The sequence below is a fragment of the Streptomyces sp. ICN903 genome (genome assembly GCF_022015835.1).
GTDB classification, from domain to species: domain Bacteria; phylum Actinomycetota; class Actinomycetes; order Streptomycetales; family Streptomycetaceae; genus Streptomyces; species Streptomyces fenghuangensis.
Genome location: NZ_JAKMAY010000092.1, coordinates 1 through 18,879, shown reverse-complemented (window position 1 = coordinate 18,879; position 18,879 = coordinate 1). Strand labels below are relative to the sequence as shown.

The 18,879-nt window shown below is 72.6% G+C and carries 20 protein-coding genes and 1 pseudogene; 8 read left to right on the top strand and 13 right to left on the bottom strand.

The window, feature by feature from the left end; genetic code table 11:
- Positions 1-116 precede the first annotated feature (116 nt).
- Together L7D48_RS12250 and L7D48_RS12245 are read left to right on the top strand one after the other, a co-directional pair.
- On the top strand, positions 117-527 hold the full coding sequence (locus L7D48_RS12250) for a MaoC family dehydratase N-terminal domain-containing protein (protein ID WP_237879344.1): 411 nt from the start codon (positions 117-119) through the stop codon (positions 525-527).
- A pseudogene (locus L7D48_RS12245) lies at positions 479-814 on the top strand (MaoC/PaaZ C-terminal domain-containing protein); the annotation flags it as partial. The gene L7D48_RS12250 and the pseudogene L7D48_RS12245, both read left to right, overlap by 49 nt.
- Before the next feature lie 25 nt (positions 815-839).
- Here the strand turns inward: L7D48_RS12245 and L7D48_RS12240 are convergent.
- From L7D48_RS12240 to L7D48_RS12220, 5 genes are all read right to left on the bottom strand, one after another.
- On the bottom strand, positions 840-2,279 hold the full coding sequence (locus L7D48_RS12240) for an MFS transporter (RefSeq protein ID WP_256462744.1): 1,440 nt from the start codon (positions 2,277-2,279) through the stop codon (positions 840-842).
- A gap of 77 nt (positions 2,280-2,356) precedes the next feature.
- Positions 2,357-2,800: an ester cyclase gene (locus L7D48_RS12235; RefSeq protein WP_237879340.1), complete on the bottom strand. Its 444-nt coding sequence runs from the start codon at positions 2,798-2,800 to the stop codon at positions 2,357-2,359.
- Positions 2,801-2,850: 50 nt separating this feature from the next.
- Complete coding sequence (gene fabG, locus L7D48_RS12230) at positions 2,851-3,555, bottom strand: 3-oxoacyl-ACP reductase FabG (protein ID WP_237879338.1); 705 nt, start codon at positions 3,553-3,555, stop codon at positions 2,851-2,853.
- Positions 3,556-3,558: 3 nt separating this feature from the next.
- Complete coding sequence (locus tag L7D48_RS12225; RefSeq protein ID WP_237879336.1) at positions 3,559-4,203, bottom strand: HAD family phosphatase; 645 nt, start codon at positions 4,201-4,203, stop codon at positions 3,559-3,561.
- 11 nt (positions 4,204-4,214) lie between these two features.
- Positions 4,215-5,207: an AfsA-related hotdog domain-containing protein gene (locus L7D48_RS12220; RefSeq protein WP_237879334.1), complete on the bottom strand. Its 993-nt coding sequence runs from the start codon at positions 5,205-5,207 to the stop codon at positions 4,215-4,217.
- A gap of 135 nt (positions 5,208-5,342) precedes the next feature.
- Between L7D48_RS12220 and L7D48_RS12215 the strand changes: the two genes are divergently transcribed.
- Positions 5,343-5,984, top strand: a complete 642-nt coding sequence (locus L7D48_RS12215) for a MerR family transcriptional regulator (protein ID WP_237879332.1) — start codon at positions 5,343-5,345, stop codon at positions 5,982-5,984.
- 31 nt (positions 5,985-6,015) lie between these two features.
- Here L7D48_RS12215 and L7D48_RS12210 read toward each other — a convergent pair whose 3' ends face one another.
- Entirely contained in the window at positions 6,016-6,648 is a 633-nt protein-coding gene (locus L7D48_RS12210; protein ID WP_237879330.1) for a class I SAM-dependent methyltransferase, read from the bottom strand.
- A 219-nt stretch (positions 6,649-6,867) separates the two neighbouring features.
- Here L7D48_RS12210 and L7D48_RS12205 point away from each other — a divergent pair, with 219 nt between their 5' ends.
- The 4 genes from L7D48_RS12205 (at position 6,868) to L7D48_RS12190 (ending at position 11,867) form a co-directional block, all read left to right on the top strand.
- Positions 6,868-7,518: a DedA family protein gene (locus L7D48_RS12205; protein ID WP_237879323.1), complete on the top strand. Its 651-nt coding sequence runs from the start codon at positions 6,868-6,870 to the stop codon at positions 7,516-7,518.
- Between the two features lie 97 nt (positions 7,519-7,615).
- Entirely contained in the window at positions 7,616-9,811 is a 2,196-nt protein-coding gene (locus tag L7D48_RS12200) for an MMPL family transporter (protein ID WP_237879321.1), read from the top strand.
- Complete coding sequence (locus L7D48_RS12195) at positions 9,808-10,683, top strand: hypothetical protein (protein WP_237879319.1); 876 nt, start codon at positions 9,808-9,810, stop codon at positions 10,681-10,683. Before L7D48_RS12200 ends, L7D48_RS12195 begins: the two co-directional genes overlap by 4 nt.
- Entirely contained in the window at positions 10,680-11,867 is a 1,188-nt protein-coding gene (locus tag L7D48_RS12190) for a lactonase family protein (RefSeq protein WP_237879317.1), read from the top strand. The genes L7D48_RS12195 and L7D48_RS12190 overlap by 4 nt, the downstream gene beginning before the upstream one ends.
- Before the next feature lie 70 nt (positions 11,868-11,937).
- On the opposite strand, the gene L7D48_RS12185 is transcribed toward L7D48_RS12190, so the two are convergent.
- The 7 genes from L7D48_RS12185 to cutA form a co-directional block, all read right to left on the bottom strand.
- On the bottom strand, positions 11,938-12,612 hold the full coding sequence (locus L7D48_RS12185; RefSeq protein WP_237879315.1) for a 4'-phosphopantetheinyl transferase superfamily protein: 675 nt from the start codon (positions 12,610-12,612) through the stop codon (positions 11,938-11,940).
- Complete coding sequence (locus tag L7D48_RS12180; protein WP_237879313.1) at positions 12,609-13,394, bottom strand: AfsR/SARP family transcriptional regulator; 786 nt, start codon at positions 13,392-13,394, stop codon at positions 12,609-12,611. Before L7D48_RS12180 ends, L7D48_RS12185 begins: the two co-directional genes overlap by 4 nt.
- 14 nt (positions 13,395-13,408) lie before the next feature.
- The gene (locus L7D48_RS12175; protein ID WP_237879311.1) at positions 13,409-14,314 is read right to left on the bottom strand and encodes a UbiA family prenyltransferase; all 906 of its coding nucleotides are present in this window, start codon (positions 14,312-14,314) and stop codon (positions 13,409-13,411) included.
- 205 nt (positions 14,315-14,519) lie between these two features.
- Positions 14,520-15,188, bottom strand: coding sequence for a response regulator transcription factor (locus L7D48_RS12170; RefSeq protein ID WP_237879309.1), 669 nt, complete (start codon positions 15,186-15,188; stop codon positions 14,520-14,522).
- Entirely contained in the window at positions 15,175-16,290 is a 1,116-nt protein-coding gene (locus tag L7D48_RS29435; protein WP_237879308.1) for a sensor histidine kinase, read from the bottom strand. The genes L7D48_RS12170 and L7D48_RS29435 overlap by 14 nt, the downstream gene beginning before the upstream one ends.
- A gap of 355 nt (positions 16,291-16,645) precedes the next feature.
- Positions 16,646-17,266 carry a MerR family transcriptional regulator gene (locus L7D48_RS12160; protein WP_237879306.1) on the bottom strand — a complete coding sequence of 207 codons (621 nt, stop codon included), beginning with the start codon at positions 17,264-17,266 and terminating at the stop codon, positions 16,646-16,648.
- A 318-nt stretch (positions 17,267-17,584) separates the two neighbouring features.
- A complete protein-coding gene (cutA, locus tag L7D48_RS12155) occupies positions 17,585-17,938 on the bottom strand; it encodes a divalent-cation tolerance protein CutA (RefSeq protein WP_237879304.1) in 354 nt (117 codons plus the stop codon).
- Between the two features lie 140 nt (positions 17,939-18,078).
- Here cutA and L7D48_RS12150 point away from each other — a divergent pair, with 140 nt between their 5' ends.
- Positions 18,079-18,732, top strand: a complete 654-nt coding sequence (locus tag L7D48_RS12150) for a vancomycin high temperature exclusion protein (RefSeq protein WP_237879346.1) — start codon at positions 18,079-18,081, stop codon at positions 18,730-18,732.
- Positions 18,733-18,879 lie beyond the last annotated feature (147 nt).

Sequence of the window (18,879 nt, the reverse complement as noted above, 5' to 3'; positions counted from 1 at the left end):
ACCCCCGCCCGCGCCCGCGGGCGGGGCGGCCGATCCCCCCACGTCCAGCGGCGGCGCCCGCGTCTCTCCCCCGCGGGCGCCGCCGGCGCGTACTCCCACACGAGAGGACCGGAGACATGAACATCGCATACGCCGGACGGGTCTATCCGCCCACGGAGCCGTACGAGGTCGGCCGCGAAAAGGTCCGCGAGTTCGCCGCCGCGGTCGGCGCCGGGCCTGGCGACGGGCGGACCGCGCCCCCCACCTTCCCCATCGTGCTGTCCATGCGCGCCGAGAAGCAGGTCGTCGACGACCCGGAGTTCGGATTCGACTTCTCCCGGGTGGTCCACCGCGACCAGCGCTTCGAATCCGTGCGCCCCGTCCGGGCCGGGGATCGGCTGACGGTGACGGTCGAGGTGGTCTCCGCCGACACCGTCGACGGCAATGACGTCGTCACCCTGCGCGGGCACATCCGCGAGGCGGACGGCGGCGCGCTGGTGTGCACCACGACCTCCACCCTCGTGTCGCGCGCGAAGGAGGAGCGGTGAGGGCCCCGGACGCCGGCGAGCGGCTCCCCGCCCGGGTCTTCCGGATCTCCCGGGCCGACCTGGTGCGCTACGCGGCCGCTTCGGGGGACCACAACCCCATCCACTGGTCCGACTCCCGGGCGGCCGCGGCCGGCCTGCCGGGCGTCATCGCGCACGGCATGCTCAGCATGGGCCTGGCCGCGACCGCCGTCGCCGAGTGGGCGGGCGAGCGGGCCGTCGTGACCGAGTACGGCACCCGTTTCACCCGTCCCGTGGTGGTGCCCGACACCGCCGACGGCGTGGAACTCACCGTCGACGGCACGGTCGGCGAGGTCAGGGAAGACGGGACGGCTCGGGTCGACCTGACGGTGCGCTGCGGGGCGCGGAAGGTGCTGGCGCGGACACGTGTCCTGCTGATGCCGCAGGAGCGGCAGGACGGGAGGCGCCCGCTCCCCGCGGAATGAACAGCCCGGCCACCGCGCCGGCCCCCACCACGGCGGCTCCGAGCAGCACCGCGCTACTCAGGCCACCGTGTGCGTGGACGGCGGTGAGCACGGCGATGCCGAGCGCCCCGCCGAACTCGCGGACCGTGTTGTTCACCCCGGACGCGAGGTTGTGCTCGTGTTCGGCGACCGAGCCGATCACCGTCGCCGGGTTCGCCGCGAAGACCAGTCCCATGCCGACCCCCGCGAGCACCATCGCGGTCACCATCCGCCCGTACGACAGCCCCGGCTCGGCGATGAGCGCCAGCCACGCCAGCGCCCCGGCCTGCAGCAGGCAGCCGGCGGCCTGGACGGCCCCGCCGCCGAACCGCCCCACCAGCGCGCTCGCCAGGGGCACGACCACCATGGGCGCCGCGGTCCACGGCAGGGTGCGCACCCCGGCCTCGGACGGCGAGTAGGCCATCGGCCCCTGCATGAACTGGGCCAGGAAGAAGATCGACCCGAAGACCCCGAAGTACATGGCGAGTGCCGACGCGTTGCTCAGCATGAACGCCCTCGTCCGGTACAGGTGCGGCGGTACCAGGGGCGTGGCCGCCCGCCGCTGCCACAGCACGAAGGCGCCGAGGAGCAGCACCGTCGCGCCCAGCCCGGCGAGCGGCCGGGGTCCGGTCCAGCCGTGGTCGGCGGCCTGCACGACGCCCCACACCACGGCGACGACGCCGGCCGTCACCAGGGCGGTGCCGGGCAGGTCCATCGGGCGGGGGGCGCCCCTGGACTCGCGGATCGCCCACAGCGCCAGCGGCAGCGCGACCACGCCCACCGGGACGTTGATCCAGAAGATCCAGTGCCAGTCCAGGCCCTCGGTGACCAGGCCTCCGGCCATCGGGCCGAGCGCGATGCCCAGCCCGTTGACCCCGCCCCACACCCCGACCGCGAGCGGGCGCCGTGCCCTGCCGACGGAGGCGACCGCCAGGGTCAGCGACACCGGCAGGATCGCCGCCGCCCCCGCGCCCTGCAGGACTCGGGCCGCGACCAGGGCGCCCGCCGAGTCCGCGAGCGCGCACGCCGCCGAGGCGACCGTGAACAGCACGACGCCCCAGACGAACACCCGCCGCCGGCCGATCCGGTCGCCGAGTGCCGCCCCGGCGAGCAGCAGCCCCGCGAAGGCGAGGACGTACCCGTTGACCACCCACTGCAGCCCGGACTGGCCCACCCCGAGGTCACGGGCGATGACGGCCAGCGCGTTGGTCACCACCAGGTTGTCCAACGCCACCATGAACATGGGCACCGAGGTCGCCAGAAGCGCCCAGGCCGCCCTTTTCGCTCTCATTCGTGTCTGCTTCCTTCCAGCATGGCGACAGGCCGCCGGCCCGTGGGTCCGGCGGCCTGTCGGCGGCGGGGGACGGGTTACGCCTGTGTGCCCGTCGGCGGCAGCTTCAGCTCGACCGCGCCGATCTGGGCCAGCAGGAACAGGTCCTGGCGGCACGCCCAGTGCTCGTGCACCAGGCCGTCCTCGCCCACCCGGTAGATGTGGATGTGCTCGACGTCGACCTTGTTGCCGGTGCCTTCGAAGCCCAGGAAGTTGCCGGTGTGGACACCGGTGAACCGGACCCGGATGACGGCCTTGTCGCCGTCCGCGAAGCTGTCGATGTGGTCCCAGCTGGCCTCCGCGAACACGCTGTTCATCCAGCGGGCGGTACCGAGGTAGCCGTCGGGGCCGCCGGGGGTGCCGGGCGGGGCCTCGTAGTCGACGAAGTCGGGGGCGACCAGTTCGCGGGCGACCTTCTCGTCGAGGTCGTTGAAGATCCTGCCCATCTGGTGGGCGATCTCCAGCACGGTGTCGTTGGACATGTGCGTCCTCTCTGCGTGATGTGAACGGGAAACCGGTGGGGCCGGCGGGTTCAGTGGCCGACGCCGAGGCCGCCGGTGACCGGGATGATCCCGGCGGTGACGTAGGAGGCCTCCTCGCTGGCGAGGAAGCGCACCACGTGGGCCACCTCCTCGGGTCGGCCGGCCCGGAACAGCGAGGTCTGGGCGAGCACGTGCTCGCGCCGCGCGTCGGTGACGTCCCTGACCATGTCGGTCTCGATCAGGCCGGGCGAGACGACGTTGACCGTGACGTTCCGCCTGCCCACCTCGCGGGCGAGTGAGCGGCCGAAGCCGATCAGCCCGGCCTTGGAGGCCGCGTAGTTGGTCTGGCCCGGGGCACCGGCCATGGCGCTCATGGAGGAGACGAGGACCACCCGGCCCCAGCGGGCCTTGAGCATGTCCGGCACGACCTCCCTGGCCACCGTCACCGCGGCCATCAGGTTGGTCTCGATGACGGCGCGGAAGTCCTCGTCCTCCATGCCGACCAGGAGCTGGTCGCGGGTGATGCCCGCGTTGGAGACGAGGACTTGGACGGGGCCGTGCTGAATCCGGGCCCCCTCCACGGCCCGGCGGACGGACTCGGGGTCCGTCACGTCGCAGCGCACCCCGAACAGTCCCTCGGGCGGCTCGCCGGAGCGGTAGGTGACGGCGACCTTGTCGCCCTGCTCGGCCAGGGCGCGGGCGGTGGCGAGGCCGATGCCCCGGTTCCCGCCGGTGACCAGTACGGAACGGCTCACGGCTCAGCTCCTTCCGGGGGCGGGGGACAGCAGCTCGCCGAGCCGCTCCGCCGCCTCGGTGGTGTCGGTGAAGTGGATGGCGTGCCAGCCGGCGGCCTCGGCGCCCGCGCAGTTGTACGCGAGGTCGTCGATGAGCACGCACCGGTCCGCGGGCACTCCGGCCCGCTCGGCGGCGAGCGCGAACATCCGCGGGGAGGGCTTGCGGTGGCCGGCCTCGAAGGAGAGCAGGACGTCGTCGAAGAGCTCGGTCCAGTCGAGCATGCGGCGCCAGTGGGCGTCCCAGGCCGGGACCATGTTGGAGAGCAGCCCGACGAACGCGCCGCGGGCACGCGCCTTGCGCAGCTCGGCGACCCAGGCCAGGTTGGTCTCACGGCCGTCGAACCAGGCGTCGGCGAGCGTCGTCAGCCGTACGCCGGTGACGCCGTGGTCGGCTTCCAGCGCCTTTGAGACCTGCCGGAGCCACTCCTCCTCGGAGACCAGGGGCGTGTCGATCGGCTCCATGACGTCGGTGGTGCCGTAGCGGGCCGCCACCTTCCCCAGGGCCTGCCCGAGCACGTCCGGATCAAGCCCCTGGGATCGGCAGAAGACCGCCATGGTGTGGGCGATGGGCGGTGTCAGCACTCCGCCGAAGTCGGTCCAGACCGCCATGCGCCCGGCGTTCACAGCTCACTCCCGAAAGCCACGGTGACGGTCACCTTCGCGATCTCCGTTCCGGCCTGGACGAAGTTCACCGGCACCTCGCCGCGGACCCCGCCGGGCCGTAGCCGGGGCGCGACGGCCCGGACGGTCCCGTCCAGCTCGGCGAACCGCTGGAAGGCGGCTTCGAACCCGACGGCGTAGACGGCCGACGGGTCCCCGGCCTCGAGCAGCGCGAGCTGCCGCGCCGCCTCGACCAGCGTCATGGCGGGCAGGTGGTCGTAGACGTGGTCGAAGAGCGCACGGTTGTCCAGGCGCGGAGTGACCTCGGCGACGACCTGCCCGCCGTCCGTTCCGGCGCCGGACAGCACGACGTTCAGCGGGTTGGCGCGCCCCACGCGGGCCGGCTCGACCTGCCCGGAGCCGTCGGTGACCGGGGCGTGGATGTCGAAGTCGGAGGTGAGCGGGGCGGGGGTGCCGCGCTGGGCGTGCCTGAGCACCTCGTTCTCGTGCTCGTTGATGAAGAGGACGTCCATCTCGTGCCGGCCGACCCCGGCGCCGTCGAGACGGTAGTGCTGGACGACCTTGCCCTTGCGGTAGCGGCCGCGCCGGGTGGCGTTGCCGATGTACTCGGTGTCGATGCCCAGCCGGCCCGGCTCGGGGCCGATCAGCAGGTCCTTCAGGGCGTACAGGTCCAGCCGGAAGGAATCGACAATCATCGTCGTGCCCGCTGCGAGGCCGATGTGGGCGTGCGCCCCGGCGATCGCGGCCTGGCGGCCCGATTCCAGCAACAGCAGCGCGTCGTACACGGCGGGACGCTGGAGGTGGTCGCTGTAGTAGCCGTGGAGAAGCGGCAGTTGCGCTGCCGCACGGGCCCTCCTGGCGGCCAGGGACCGGATGTCCGTGATGAAGACCTCGGAGACCGCAGCCCGGTGCACCAGCGAGCGTTCGACGGTGCGACCGTAGCTGAGCTCGGCGGGCACCGGAGGAATTTCCGGTGCCGTTTGTGTGGTCATACCTGTTTCCTTTGGAATCGGGTACCGGTGCCCCGGAAGCTTCGCAGCGGTCGATGAATTCGCGATCAAGCCGGAATTCAAGCGCGATAAAAGCCCTGCTCCGGCGTCCTCCTCCGGGGCGGTTATGCTCGGGGGATGCGTATCGGAGAGCTGGCGCGGCGTACCGGAGTTCCGGTTCCGACGATCAAGTACTACCTGCGGGAGGGGTTGCTGCCCCCGGGCGAGCGCACCAGTCCGAACCAGGTGCGGTACGCGGAGATGCACATCCGCCGGCTCAAGCTGATCCGCGCCATGCTGGAGGTGGGCGGTCTGTCCATCGCGGCCGCCCGCGAGGTCCTGGCCGAGGTCGACTCGCCGGGCCGCGCGCTGCACGGCATGCTCGGGGCGGCCCAGTCCGCGGTGAGCCGCGCCGCGGCCGAGCGCGGCACCGAGGAGGAGTGGGAGCGGGCCGAGCGCGAGGTCTCCGAGCTGGTGCGCCGCCACGGATGGGCGGCCAAGCCGGGGAACCCGGGGTGGAGGGCGCTGGTCCAGATCGTGGTGACCTACCGCGACCTGGGCCGGGGTGAGCTGCTGGACCTGCTCGACCGGTACGCGGAGGCGGCCGGCGAGCTGGCGCTCGCCGAGCTGGACATGGTCGCCCGCGCTCCGAGCGCCGACGGCAAGGTCGAGGGAGTGGTGCTCGGCACCGTCCTCGGCGATGCGGCGATGGCCGCGCTGCGCCGGATCGCGCAGGAGGACGCCTCCCTGCGCGCGCAGATACGGCCGCACTCGGCGTGACGGGTGCGGTGGGGGCCGCGGGCCCCCGCCGTCACCCGGCCCGCAGCGCGGGCTCGCCCGCCGGCGCCAGGTGGTGCACCCGCGCCGGCGGCAGGTTGCCCAGTACCGTCTCCGTGCGGAACGCGTGCCGGCGCAGAATCCGTCCGAGCACGGCCTGCACCGCGAGCGTCCGCTCCCGCGCCGTTCCCACCGTGAGCACCCGGCGCAGCGGCGGTATGCCCGCGTACGCGAAGAAGGACAGCGTGCCGCCCGGCCGCAGCGCCGACAGCAGCCCGCCGAGGATCTCCTCGGTCGTGGCGGCGTCGAAGTTCGCGAACGGCAGCCCGCACACGATCGTGTCGTACGAGCCGAGTTCGTGCTCCTGCACCGGTCCGGTCAGCAGGCGCAGTCTGGGGTCGTCGCCGTAGGCCCGCTGCAGCAGTTCGGCGAAGCGCGGGTTGGCCTCGGCGAGGTCGAGGGTGTCCTGCGGTCCGAGCCGGTCCTTGATGTGCCGGGTCACGGCGCCCGTGCCCGGTCCCACTTCCAGCACCGCCCGCGGGTGGCCGGTGCCGGGGGCGACATGGCGGGCCAGGGCTCTGGCGAGCCGGGAGCTGCTGGGTGCGATGGCCCCGGTGTCCCGGCGGGTCCGGACGAACTCCCAGATGAACAGCGTCGCGTCGGTCATGACCCACCTGTGTCGTAGCCTGCGTCGTAAGTGATAGTGAAACTATCGATAGCTTAGGTTATCGTTGCCGGAGGTCGAGTGGGGCCGAACCGGCCGGGAGCGCCATGGCGACGCTAACGGACGTCCGGTCCGCCATCACGGCTTACGAAAGAACCGGCGCGGTACCCCCAAGGAGGTATTGCGCCACCGAGTCGGGAGCTTCCGGAAAGGGGGCGGGCGATGGACGCCGCCTCGCTCATCTCGTGGATCGACTTCACCTCGGGCCTGTCGCCCCGGCTCGCGGGCGCGGCCTGCTGGGGGTACGCGATCCTCGCGGCCACCACGCTTCCGCCGCTGCTGCCCAACGCCGCGCTGCTGGTCACCGGCGGGATGCTGGCCGCCCGCGGCGAGATGTCGCTCGCGCTCGTCCTGGCCTCCGTGGCCGGCAGCGCCCTGCTCGGGGACGTGCTGATCCACCGCTTCGGCTGGTTCGCCGGCAGTTCGATCCGGCGGCGCGCGGTCGCCCGCAGGCGGCGCGGCGAGTTGTTCGACTGGGCGGCCCTGCGGGTCCAGCGCGGCGGCATCCCCTTCATCGTGGGGGTCCGCTTCCTGCCCAGCGGGCGGCTGCTCGGCGGCCTCGCGGCGGGAGCGGCGCACTATCCGGCGCGCAAGTTCGCCGTCGGGGCCGCGCTCGCGGAGACGGTCTGGGCCGCCTATTCGGTGGGCGTGGGGTACTTCGGGGGCGCGGTCAGCGACGACCCGGTCCACTCGATCGCGATCGGGCTCGGCCTGTCGGTCGTGGTGGGCGGCGTCGCCGCGCTCGTCCAGCGGCGCGCCGTCGGCCGCGCCGCGCGGGCCGCCTCCGCCGCGCCCACTCCCAAAGAGGCATAGCCGATTACCCCAAACGTGAATACCGCGCGGTCCCCTCTCCCGGAAGCCTGGGGCGGGCCGGGAATGTGACTTCTTTTTCATAGCCAGGGAGAGACGAGTGTTTGCCGCTATCGGAAGATTCGCCGCGCGGCGCCGGCGATGGGTCGTCATCGCCGCGGTCGTGTTCACGCTGTTCGCCGGCGTCTGGGGAACGGGGGTCTTCGGCTCGTTCACCGGCGGGGCCGGATTCGACGATCCGGCGAGCGAGTCCGTGGCCGCCGACAGGGTGCTCGACGGGCCGCTGGGGCGCGAGTCCAACGACCTCATCGTGCTGTACGGGAGCGAGGACCGCACCGTCGACGACCCCGCCTTCGCGGACCCGGTCCGCGAAGCCCTCGCCGGTGTGCCGCGCGACGGCATCGAACGGCTGGAGTCGTACTGGGACCCCGGGTCGCAGGACAAGGGCGCCTACGTCTCGGAGGACCGCCACGCGACGTACGTCGCCGTGCAGTTCGCCACCGACGACGACCAGGAACAGGTAGAGGCCCTCGCCAGGATCAAGGAGGACTTCGAAGCGCCGGGCGTGACCGTCGAGTACGGCGGTGTGGCGGCCATGACCGAGCAGGTCAACGCCCTCACCGGCGCCGACATCGCGCGCGCCGAGATGCTCTCGGTCCCGATCCTGCTGGTCCTGCTGGTCCTGATCTTCCGCAGCGCGGTCGCCGCGCTCCTCCCCCTGGCCGTCGGCACGTTCGTCGCGCTGGGCTCCTTCGTCGTACTGCGCGTGCTGACGATGTTCACCGAGATCTCCAGCACGGTCATCAACGTCATCACGATCCTCGGCCTCGGCCTCGCCATCGACTACGCACTGTTCCTGGTCAACCGCTACCGTGAGGAACTCCACGCGGGAGCCGACGTCGACACCGCCGTGCAGCGCGCCACCGCCACCGCGGGCCGCACCGTCGCCTTCTCCGGGCTGGCGGTCGCGATCTCCTTCGCCGGACTCGCACTCTTCCCGTCCCGCTTCCTCAGCTCCATGGGGTACGCGGCCGTGGCCGTCGTCGCCTTCGCCGTCCTCGGCTCCCTCACGCTGCTCCCCTCCCTGCTGCGCTACACGGGCCACCGCATCGACAAGTGGCGCATCCCGCTGCCGGGCCGCCGCCGCGCGTCGAGGCCCGAGACGCAGGGCCGCTGGTACCGCACCGCCCACTCCGTGATGCGCAGGCCGGTGCTCTCCACGGTCGCCATCGTCGCCGTCCTGGTCGGCCTCGGCGCCCCCCTCCTGGGTGCCAACTGGGCCCGACCGGGCGACTGGGTGCTGCCCTCCGACGCCGACGCCAGGGTCGTCAGCAGGACGCTGGAGCGGGACTTCGAGACCGACCCCGGCCGGATCATGACGGCGGTCGTGCGCTTCGACGGGCCGGCGGACCGCGCCGCGCTCTCGTCCTACGAGCGTGAGCTGGCCGGCGTCGACGGGATCGCGTCGGTGGCCACCACCGCCGTGCAGGGCGACGACGCCCGAGTCACCCTGCGCTACACCCCCGACCCGATGTCGGCCGAGGCGAGCGAGATGGTGCACGAGGTGCGCGCCCTCTCCCCGCCCGCCGGCGCCGAGACGCTGCTCACCGGCATGCCCGCCTCGCGTGTCGACATCGTCGGCATGATCGGCGAGCGGCTGCCCTGGATGGCGCTGTTCGTGGCCGTCGTCTCCTTCCTGGTGCTGTTCCTCGCCTTCGGGTCTCTGCTGCTGCCGCTGAAGTCGGTGGTCCTGAACCTGCTGTCGTTGCTCGCGGCGTTCGGCGCGATCAAGTGGATCTTCCAGGACGGTCATCTGTCCGGCCTGCTCGGCTTCGAGCCGATCGGCGCGGTGGACGCGAACTTCCCGGTGTTGGTGATCGCGATCGCCTTCGGCCTCGCCATGGACTACGAGGTGTTCCTGCTCTCCCGCGTCCGTGAGGAGTGGGAGGCCGGCCTCGACCCGGTGGAGTCGGTGGCGCGCGGGGTGCAGCGCACCGCGAAGATCATCACCAGCGCGGCACTGCTGCTCGTCGTGGTGGTCGGCGGATTCATGGCCTCCTCCATCCTCTTCATGAAGATGATCGGCGTCGGCCTGGTGATCGCCGTCCTCGTCGACGCGACGATCGTGCGCGGCCTGCTGGTGCCGGCCACGATGGCGCTGCTGGGCAAGTGGGCCTGGTGGGCGCCCGCGCCGCTCGCCCGCTGGTGGTCGAAGTACGGCTTCCGCGAGGGCGAGGCCCCGGCGCCGCAACACGCGGCGGCGCCCACCGCCCCGACGGCCGGAGCCGTCGGATGACCACCGTCCGTCCGTCGGGCGCGCCCGCCCCCTGGCGCCCCCGACGGACCGGCGGGGCGGCCGGCACCCCCGGGCCGGCCGCCCCGTCCGCCGCGCCGCGTCCCGGTTCCACCGGGCACGGGGCCGCCGGGCCGGACCGGCAGCCGGCGGCGGCCGTCGCCGCCGCCGGGATCACCGCCGTGCTTGCCGCGCTCTTCGGGGACTGGAGCACCCGGCCGGGACCGCTCGGCGCGGGACTGCCGGGGTTCCCGCTCCCGTGGGGCGTGACGGCGGGCTCCCCGATGCTCGTCACCGTGCTCGCCGGGGTGTTCATCGCCCTGGCCGGGGCGCCGTCCTTCGCCAGGACCTGGGCCCATACCGCGGCCTCGCTCGCCGCGGCCGCCGCGCTGCCGGCGCTCGTGCGGCCGCCGGCGGGGCCGGACACCGTCTGGGCCGCCCTGTCCGAGGCCGCGCACGCCGGGCTGTTCGGGGTCGCGGCTGGCTGGGTGCCCGCCCTCGCCGCGTACGCCGTCACCCGGCGGCGTACGCGGCGGGGCACGGGCCTGGGGCCCTACGTCTGGCTGACCGCGCTCACCGTGGTCGTGCCCCTGACCGCCCTCGGTGCCGCCGCCGCGCTGAGCGCTCCCGGGCAAGTCCCCGGGTGTTCGGCCACCGAGTGCGTCACCCCGCGTGCCGGGCTGCTCTTCGCGGGTGAGATCACCATGCGCCTGACCCTCCCCGCCTGGGCGGCCGGCGCCGCCGCGCTGGCCGCGGCCCGCCGCAGCGCGCGGGTACGCGGGCTGCGCGCCCACTGGCAGGTGCTGTTCGCCCTGGCGGCCGCCGGACTCGCCGTCCTGTTCGCACCCGGACTCGTCCTCGGAGCATCGGTATGACCTCCACATACGGCAGGCGCCGTGTCCTCACGCTCGCGGCGGCCGGTGCCGCGGCCGCCGGCTGGGCCGGGACGAGCGCCGTCTTCGGCGGCCCGCCCCGACCGCACGCCCGCCACGCCTACATCGGCGGCTTCACCACCGGCGAGTACGGGCTGCCCGGACTGCCCGGCATCGGCATCGCCGCCGTCGACCCGGGGGGTCGGCTCGAACTCGCCGGCTGGCGCACGGGAATCGAGAACCCCTCCTTCCTCACCCTTTCCCCGGACCGCCGCGTGCTGTACGCCGTCAGTCAGCTCCCGGGAGGCGCGACCGGCTCGGTCCACGCCTTCCGCGTCTCGGGGGACGGGGGCCTGTCCCCCCTGGGCAGGCCCCGGTCCAGTCGGGGCGCGGCCCCCGTGCACCTCGCCGTGCATCCGCAGGGCCGCTTCCTGGTCACCGCCAACTACGGCTCGGGGCACGTGGCGGTCCTGCCCCTGGGGGCCGGGGGCGAGATCCTGGACGCCGTCGAGGTGGTCCGCCACCGTGGCCGGGGCCCGCACCCCGTCGAGCAGCGCGGTCCCCATCCCCACATGGCCGTCTTCGTCCCCGGGGGGCGCCGGCTGCTCGTCCCCGACAAGGGCGACGACCACATCCACGTCTACGACTTCAACACCCGCACCGGGCGGCTGCGGCGCGCCGGCCGGTTCCCGGTCGGCGCGCGCACCGGCCCCCGGCACCTGGTGTTCCACCCCTCCGGGCGGTTCGCCTACGTGACGAACGAGCTGGGCCACACGGTCACCGTCCTGGCGTACGACGCGGGCACCGGGCGGCTGACGCCCGTCTCCCACGCCTCCGTCGCGCCGGCCGGCTTCGACCCGCGCAACGCGCCCTCCGCGGTGCACCTCACCAGCGACGGAAAGCTCCTGGTCACCGCCGACCGGGGCCTGGACACGGTCGAGCTCTTCCGGGTCCGGGACGCCGGCCGCACCCTGACCCTCCTGGAGTCCCAGCCGGTGACCCCCAAGGCCCCGGGCACCCGGTGGCCGCGCGACGTCGCGCTCGACGCCTCGGACCGGTACGTCTACACCGCAAACCAGGCGGGCCAGTCCGTGAGCGCCTTCCGGATGGACCCGGAGCACGGCCGGCTCCACCCGGTGGCGCCCCCCCTGCGGGTGGCCAGCCCCTCCTGCGTGCTCCTGCGCTGACGGGCGGCAGGATGTGCGAAGGCCCCGGGCAGGTGCCCGGGGCCTTCGCACATCCTGCCGCCCGTTCCGGTCAGCCGCTCCACGTCCCGATGTCCGTCCCCGCGCGCGGGTCCCCGCTCGCCAGCGACGCCGCGTACCCTCCGGGGCTGTGCACGCTGCGCACGAACCACTCGCGCCCGCTGCCGGGCACGTGCGCCGCCCGCCACGGGCCGAAGACCCTGCCGGTGTAACGCGGCGGGGTGCGGCTGAGCCCCGTGCCGGCCGCCTTGATCAGGGCCTCGGCCCGTGTCCACTGCTCGAAGCCGTGGGTGTTGCGGCCGCCCTGGACGCACGGGATGCCGGCCCAGTCCATCTGCGGCCTGACCCGCTCGATGTCCACGCCGACCGGTACGTCCGGCTCGTCGCAGACCGCGACCAGAGCGTAGGCGCCCGAGTGCGACAGGCTCGCCGACAGCGCGGTCCCGTCCGGCGCGAAGGGTGTGGGCTTGCCGTGCCCCTCGTCGCCGCACTGCCCGCACAGGCGGCGGAAGCGGACCTCGTGCGGGGCCACTCCGAGCCGCTGCCCGAGGATCGTCCGGTACGCCAGATGGGCGCCCACGTAGCGCCGCCGGTCGGTCTCGCGGCGGAAGCGGGCCACCCGGGCCCGCTCCACCTCGTCGAGAACGGCGTACGCGTCGTCGTGCTCCGCTCCGCCGGGCTGGACCCGCACCGTCCAGACACGGATCCGGGGTTCCGCCGCGCTCATGCCACCGGGCTCCCCATCAGGATGTGGTGCTGGAGCCGCCGCAGGTCCTCGGAGGGTTCCAGACCCAGTTCCTCGGAGAGCACGGCCCGTACGTGGTGGAAGGCGCGCAGCGCGTCGCCGCGCCGGCCCGAACGGTGCAGGGCGTCGATCAGCCGGGCGTGCAGCCACTCGTTGAGCGGGTGCGTCGCGACGAGGCGCCGCAGCTCCGGGACGAGCTCGCGGTGGTGCCCCAGCCTCATCGCGGCCTCGATGCGCAGTTCCTGGGCGCGCACGCGCAGTTCGTCGATCCGGGCCACGTGCCCGGCCAGCACCCGGCCATGGGCGACGTCGGCGAGGGTCCGGCCGCGCCACAGGCCGAGTGCGGCGTCGAGGCACTCCAGCGCGGCCTCGCGGTGGCCGGTGCGGAGTTCGGCGCGTCCCTGTTCGTACAGCCGGGTGAAGGCGTCGAGGTCCAGTTGCCCGGGCTGAAGCCGCAGCGAGTAGCCGGTGGCCCCGGTGGCCCCGGTGACGACCAGGTCGCGCACGGCCTCGGGGCCCAGCGCGCGTTCGAGTTCCTGGCGCAGGTGGTAGACGTGGGTGCGGACGGTGCTGACCGCGGTGGGCGGAGGGGCGTCGCCCCACAGCTCCTCGACGAGGGTGTCCATCTCGACGATGTCGTTCGCCCGTACCGCGAGCAGGGCGAGCAGTGCGCGCACCTTGGGACCGCCCGGGCGGTGCACTGCGGAATCGCTGAAGGTCTCCAGTGGTCCGAGTATCCGGAATCCGGCTCTGAGGCCGCTCATCGTGAATCCCCGTTCTAGGCGATCGGTTGGTGGAGGGTGACGAGGTGCGCGGCGTACTGCGTGATCATGAAGATCCGGTACGGCAGCCGCCGGCGAGCCCGTGAGTCCCCGCGCCGCGCGCTGAGCGCCACCGCGGACAGCGCCAGCGCCCCGGTGAGCACGACGGCGCCGGGTGCGAGCAACTCGGGCAGGTCGAGGACGGTGGCGACGGCGAGCAGCCCGGCGCCGATGGCGACGGCGCTCAGCGAGACGATGCACGCCGTGACGGCCCGGCCCCACAGCACCGTCCAGTTGCGGCGGCCGTGCCTGGCGTCGCCCTCCGCGTCGGAGAAGTCCTTGGCCGCCGCTCCGACCATGCCCATCCACAGGCACATGGCCGTGCTGAAGACGAGCAGGGCCGACGAGGACGGGACGGTGCCGGAGGACCATCCCGCGGTGTAGGTGAGGGCGCCGCTGGCGACCACGACCGCGATGGTGCTGGGAGTACGCCTCTTGAGGGCGATCCCGGGGACGGAGTACGCGTATCCCAGCAGGATCATGCAGGCGGTGGCGGCGAGCATGACGGGCCCGAGGGCGGCGCCCCCGCAAAGCGCGAGCACGGCCAGCGCCCAGGCGGTGCGGCGGGCACAGGCGACGGGCAGGGCGCCGCGCGCGATGGGGCGCCGGGAGCCGTTGGCCCGGTCCTCGCCGACGTCCGTCACACCGTTGTAGAGGTAGGTGAAGGAGACGGAGCAGAACCAGACGGCCGCGCCGACGAGCAGGGACGGGGGAAACGACACGACCGAGGTCAGACCGACCGCGCCCGCCGTGAGAAAGCGCAGCAGGAATATTCCCAGAACGGCCGGACGGGATTCCACGAAACAGAGCAGCAGGAGAGCGAGCTCCGTCCGGAAGCCCTCGGCCCGTCCGGAATCCTTCATGGGGTTCGTGGCTGTCGCGGGCCTCGACGGTTTTGCAAGCGTCGCTATCGGCATGCGAACGAATCTATGCGGGTGGACACCATGGGAACAGGCTCTCCATGGGGTAGCGCACGTACCCTCAAAGAGGTATCCGCGGAATGCCACATTCCCGAGCGGGACCCGCAAAGAAAACGGACTTGATGCCTCCGAGGGCGCCGGTCAAGAGTCAGGGTCTTCGTATCAGATGCGCGTCCACGGCTTTGTTGACGGCGTCGATGCGGGAGACGGCCCCGAGTTTCTCGAAGATGTTCCGAAGGTGTCGCTTGACCGTACCCTCGGTGATTTTCAGCCTGCTGGCGATCTGGCGGTTGCTCAGGGCCGCGGCGGCGTACGTGAGGACCTCGCGCTCCCGCGGCGAAAGCGTCTGCTGCGGCTCCCGGAATCCGGATTCCGACATTCCGCTCCGCGGCACGGCGATGGTGACGTGGGGATCGCGGACGGTCGCGTTCCGGATCGCGGAGAGCAGCGACTCGCGCGGAACGCTCTTGTGCAGGTACCCCCGGGCGCCGCGGGCGAGCATTTCCTGCACCAGCTGCGCGTCGTTGTACATCGTCAGCACCAGCACGTGCAGCCCGGGGAAGCGCCGGGTCAGCTCGCCGACCACGGTGGGGGCGTGGTGGTCCGGCATCTCCACGTCGAGCAGCACCACCTGGGCGCGGGTCCGCTCCACCAGATCGGCCAGGCCCTGGGACGTGTCGACGTCCGCCACGACCCGCAGGTCCTCCTCCGCGTCGATCAGCTGGCACAGGGCGCTGCGCAGCAGGGAGTGGTCGTCCACGGCGACGATGCGGATCGGCTCGGCAGCCGGCGCTCGTCCCTCATCAGTCGCCCGCATGGTTCTCCTCGAACAGTGGAATGGAGAGGTCGACGGTCGTGCCCGCCCCAGGAGCGCTGGCGATGGCGATCCGTCCGCCGAGCAACTGGATGCGCTCGTGCAGTGAGGCGAGTCCGTTGCCCCGGCGGCTCTCCGGCGAGAAACCGACGCCGTCGTCCCGCACGGCGGCCGTGACGCGGCCCGTGACGACCCGGACGTCGACGGCGACACGGGACGCGGAGGCGTGCGCCAGCGCGTTGCGCAGGCACTCGCGGAGGATGATGAACAGGTCGTCGCCGATCGCCCGGGGCAGCAGGTCGTCCGAGTCCTCCACCCGGATCTCCACGGCGGGCTCGTCGAAGACCATGCTGGTGGCGAAGGCGGAGAGGGCGACCTGGAGGGATCTGGTGGTGTCCGTTCGGGTGCGCAGTTCGGTGACGACGTCCCGGGTCGTGTACAGGGTCTCCAGGATGGCCTGCTTCAGGCCGCCGAGCCGTGGGTCCGTCACGGCCGAGACGTTCTGCGTGAGTTCGTAGAGTTCCAGCTGGCGCAGAGCGAGGCTGGCCGCGCTGCCGATGCGGTCGTGGATCTCCCGCGCCATGCCGTGCCGGCCCTCCTGCGCGGCGTCGCGCACGACGTCGAGCAGGAAGAGGTCATACCCGGTCGCGCCCTCCTCGAGCCGCCGGGTGATCGCCGTCTGCAGGACGGGCAGCACCCTCATCAGATACTGCTCGGAATTCGGCCTTCCCTCGCAGAGTCGGCCGAGGAAGTCCATGACGATCTGGAAGAAGAGGGAGCCGGCACGTACCGAGTAGATCGGCGCGATTCCCTGGGAGATACGGGTTCCGCCTAATCTCCGGGTTTTCTTCAATATTTGCTGATTGAATGGCACAGGACCGCCGTGCCGCAAAACATGGATGCATTCCGTCAGAATGTGGCGGCCCTGCTCGCGGCAGGTGATCCATGCTTCGGGGTTGATTCCCAGCGGATTCTTCTGCTCGATGAGCATGCGCCGGTAGGAATCGAGCACTTCGTCTTCCCGAGCCAGCAACTCGTCCCCGAGTTCCGCACTCCCGGGATCCGACCACCCGACGGTGCCGTCTCTCTTCGGCGTGCCGTCCACATCCCTACCCCCGATCGACACCGGCGGCCGGTCCCCCGCACCGCCCTCGCTGCCAAGGGAATGGGCCCCAAAGATCGACTCGATCCTGCCCCGCGCCCCATCGAATTGTCAAGCAAAGATCACATTGCCTGAACAATTGACCACTTCACAGGCATTGAGCGGAATAATCTTCTCGAATCGGTCGGTCTCGCGACGGCTTCGAAGCCTGGACGGAAGCGGCGCGGATCGCGATTCGCTTCCGGCGGGACATCCCGGTTTGCCCTGTTCCGCCCGTGGTCGTTTTCCCGGCTCCGGCGCCCCCTGTTCTCCTCCGCTTTCCTCTTCCAGCACCCCCGGCGCCGGAGCCGGCCGGATGTCAGCGGTCCGCCGCCGGCCCGTGGTCGACGGCGGACGAGAAGTGCTCGTGCATCAGCCTGCGGAGAGCGGAGAGCATCACATCGCCCAGGACGGTGGTCGACACCATGCTCGCCGCCGCGCTCTCCGGGTCGGGTCGCGCCCGGATCAACCGCACCTCGGCCTCGGCGACCCGTTCCAGCGCCTCGGCGTAGGTGTCGATCATCTCCAGCAGGTCCCTCTGCCCGAGCCACTCGCAGGCGACCAGCGCCTGAACGAGCGTGAGCCACGCCGGATTGTCCGGTCCCACCCGCCAGCCGCGCCGCTCGGCCAGCGCACCGGCCCGCTCGCGGGCCTGCTCCCACTGCCGGTCCCGGCACTCGGAGCCGCGCGCCGGCAGGGCGTACTGGACGGCGCCGAGCAGGTCGTGGAGCGAGCCCGGCGAGGAGTCGACGCGCCGCAGGATGTCGTGTATCTCGGAGTGCCGCAGTCCCCCGACGTCGAGCAGCACCCTGACCAGCACGACCCTGCGTACGTGCGACATGTCGTAGACGTCCGCCTCCGGGAGCAGGTTGACGCGCGCGTAGAGCCGGAGCGTGCGGACGGGCACACCCGTCCGGCGGCTCAAGTCGGACAACTGCATGGGTCAACCGCCTCTGGAACAGTCCGCCGACGACGGGAACACCGGGATGCGGGGACCATAAACATCCCGGAAATGCGCGGACAAGACCGAGCGGCCGATCGCTCCTTCAACACATCGAAAGAAACAAGGGGAATGTCACTTCGCGTCACCCCGCGGTGTGCTCAGGGGCGCAGTGCGCTCCCGTGCCGGACCCGGCCCGCGGCGCTTCGTCGGACCCGACACGGGGAGCGAACGGCGGGAAAGGGCCGGGCACGGACGAACCCGGGGAGGGCGGGGCGTCGCCGCACCCTGCGACCGCCCCGTCCCTCGCGTGCGCGGTCAGTCGCTCCCCGCCTCCCCGCCGTCCCCCTCGCGCACCTCCTCGGCGACCCACGCCAGGTAGTCCGCGCCGCCGCGGACGACCGGGGTGGCGATGATCTCGGGGGTGTCGTAGTCGTGCGCCGCGCGCAGATGCGCCTCCAGGGCGTCGTAGCGGGCCGCCGCCGTCTTCAGCAGCACCTGCCACTCGGGCTCGGCGCGCACCTCGCCCTCCCACCGGTAGACCGAGGTCACCGGGCCGGAGATCTGGGCGCACGCGGCGACACGGGCCTCCACCGCGCCGCGCGCCAGCGCCTCGGCCTTCTCCTTGCTGTCGGTGGTGGTCAGCACCGTCAGGACGCCCGTCTCCACCATGGCCGCCGCTCCTCTCCTTCTTCCTCACCGTCTTCGCGGTCCCGCCCGCCCACCGTAGCCGCGGCAACCGCGGCGCGGCCCGGTCCGTCTCCGTCGGTATGGTGATCAGCTCGGTGAAGGCCGAAGTGAGGGCCAAGGTGATGGGGAAGATCGCGAAGCCCGGGAGAAGACAGGTCCTCCAGACCGCGGTGCTGCTGTGCGTACTGGGGCTGCTGCCCGCGACCTGGGTCGCGGTCTCCGCCGGCGACCGCTTCCGCACCGTCGGGGACGCGCCCGCCGCCCCGGTCGCGGTCGTGTTCGGCGCCGGGCTGTGGGACGGGGAGCCGTCCCCGTACCTGGCGCACCGGCTGGACGCCGCCGCCGAACTGTACGGCCGGGGCCGGGTGCGCGCGGTACTGGTCACCGGCGACAACAGCCGCCGCGACTACGACGAGACGGGCGCCATGCGGGACTACCTGGTGCGCCGCGGCGTCCCCGCCGGGGACGTCGTCGGCGACCACGCGGGCTTCGACACCTGGGACTCCTGCGCCCGCGCCCGGCGGATCTTCGGCGTGGAGCGCGCGCTGCTGGTGAGCCAGGGTTTCCACATACGCCGCGCGCTGGCCCTGTGCCGGGCCGCCGGGATCGACGCGCACGGCGTCGGGGTCGCCGAGCCGCACGACGCCACCTGGTACTACGGCGCGCTGCGCGAGGTGGCGGGCGCGGTGAAGGCCGGGCTGGAGGCGACGTTCACCCCCGATCCGCACTTCCTCGGCCCGCGCGAGCGGGGCCTGAAGCGGGCTCTGGCGGACTGATCCGTACCGCCCGCTGCCCGGCGGCTCACCCTTGAGTGGTATTCCAGGACTCGTTTCGGACAAGGCGGTTGACCGCGTCGGCCGCCGGCGCGTTGTCTGCCGGTGGTACGGGCCGCCCCCCGGGCCTCTCCCCCCTCTCCTCCCCCT

Excerpts from the sequence above, each read along its gene's own strand:
- L7D48_RS12250 (WP_237879344.1), top strand. The coding sequence starts at position 117 with ATGAACATCGCATACGCCGGACGGGTCTATCCGCCCACGGAGCCGTAC.
- L7D48_RS12240 (WP_256462744.1), bottom strand. The coding sequence starts at position 2,279 with ATGAGAGCGAAAAGGGCGGCCTGGGCGCTTCTGGCGACCTCGGTGCCC.
- L7D48_RS12235 (WP_237879340.1), bottom strand. The coding sequence starts at position 2,800 with ATGTCCAACGACACCGTGCTGGAGATCGCCCACCAGATGGGCAGGATC.
- L7D48_RS12225 (WP_237879336.1), bottom strand. The coding sequence starts at position 4,203 with ATGGCGGTCTGGACCGACTTCGGCGGAGTGCTGACACCGCCCATCGCC.
- L7D48_RS12220 (WP_237879334.1), bottom strand. The coding sequence starts at position 5,207 with ATGACCACACAAACGGCACCGGAAATTCCTCCGGTGCCCGCCGAGCTC.
- L7D48_RS12215 (WP_237879332.1), top strand. The coding sequence starts at position 5,343 with ATGCGTATCGGAGAGCTGGCGCGGCGTACCGGAGTTCCGGTTCCGACG.
- L7D48_RS12210 (WP_237879330.1), bottom strand. The coding sequence starts at position 6,648 with ATGACCGACGCGACGCTGTTCATCTGGGAGTTCGTCCGGACCCGCCGG.
- L7D48_RS12205 (WP_237879323.1), top strand. The coding sequence starts at position 6,868 with ATGGACGCCGCCTCGCTCATCTCGTGGATCGACTTCACCTCGGGCCTG.
- L7D48_RS12195 (WP_237879319.1), top strand. The coding sequence starts at position 9,808 with ATGACCACCGTCCGTCCGTCGGGCGCGCCCGCCCCCTGGCGCCCCCGA.
- L7D48_RS12190 (WP_237879317.1), top strand. The coding sequence starts at position 10,680 with ATGACCTCCACATACGGCAGGCGCCGTGTCCTCACGCTCGCGGCGGCC.
- L7D48_RS12185 (WP_237879315.1), bottom strand. The coding sequence starts at position 12,612 with ATGAGCGCGGCGGAACCCCGGATCCGTGTCTGGACGGTGCGGGTCCAG.
- L7D48_RS12180 (WP_237879313.1), bottom strand. The coding sequence starts at position 13,394 with ATGAGCGGCCTCAGAGCCGGATTCCGGATACTCGGACCACTGGAGACC.
- L7D48_RS12175 (WP_237879311.1), bottom strand. The coding sequence starts at position 14,314 with ATGAAGGATTCCGGACGGGCCGAGGGCTTCCGGACGGAGCTCGCTCTC.
- L7D48_RS12170 (WP_237879309.1), bottom strand. The coding sequence starts at position 15,188 with ATGCGGGCGACTGATGAGGGACGAGCGCCGGCTGCCGAGCCGATCCGC.
- L7D48_RS12160 (WP_237879306.1), bottom strand. The coding sequence starts at position 17,266 with ATGCAGTTGTCCGACTTGAGCCGCCGGACGGGTGTGCCCGTCCGCACG.
- cutA (WP_237879304.1), bottom strand. The coding sequence starts at position 17,938 with ATGGTGGAGACGGGCGTCCTGACGGTGCTGACCACCACCGACAGCAAG.
- L7D48_RS12150 (WP_237879346.1), top strand. The coding sequence starts at position 18,079 with ATGGGGAAGATCGCGAAGCCCGGGAGAAGACAGGTCCTCCAGACCGCG.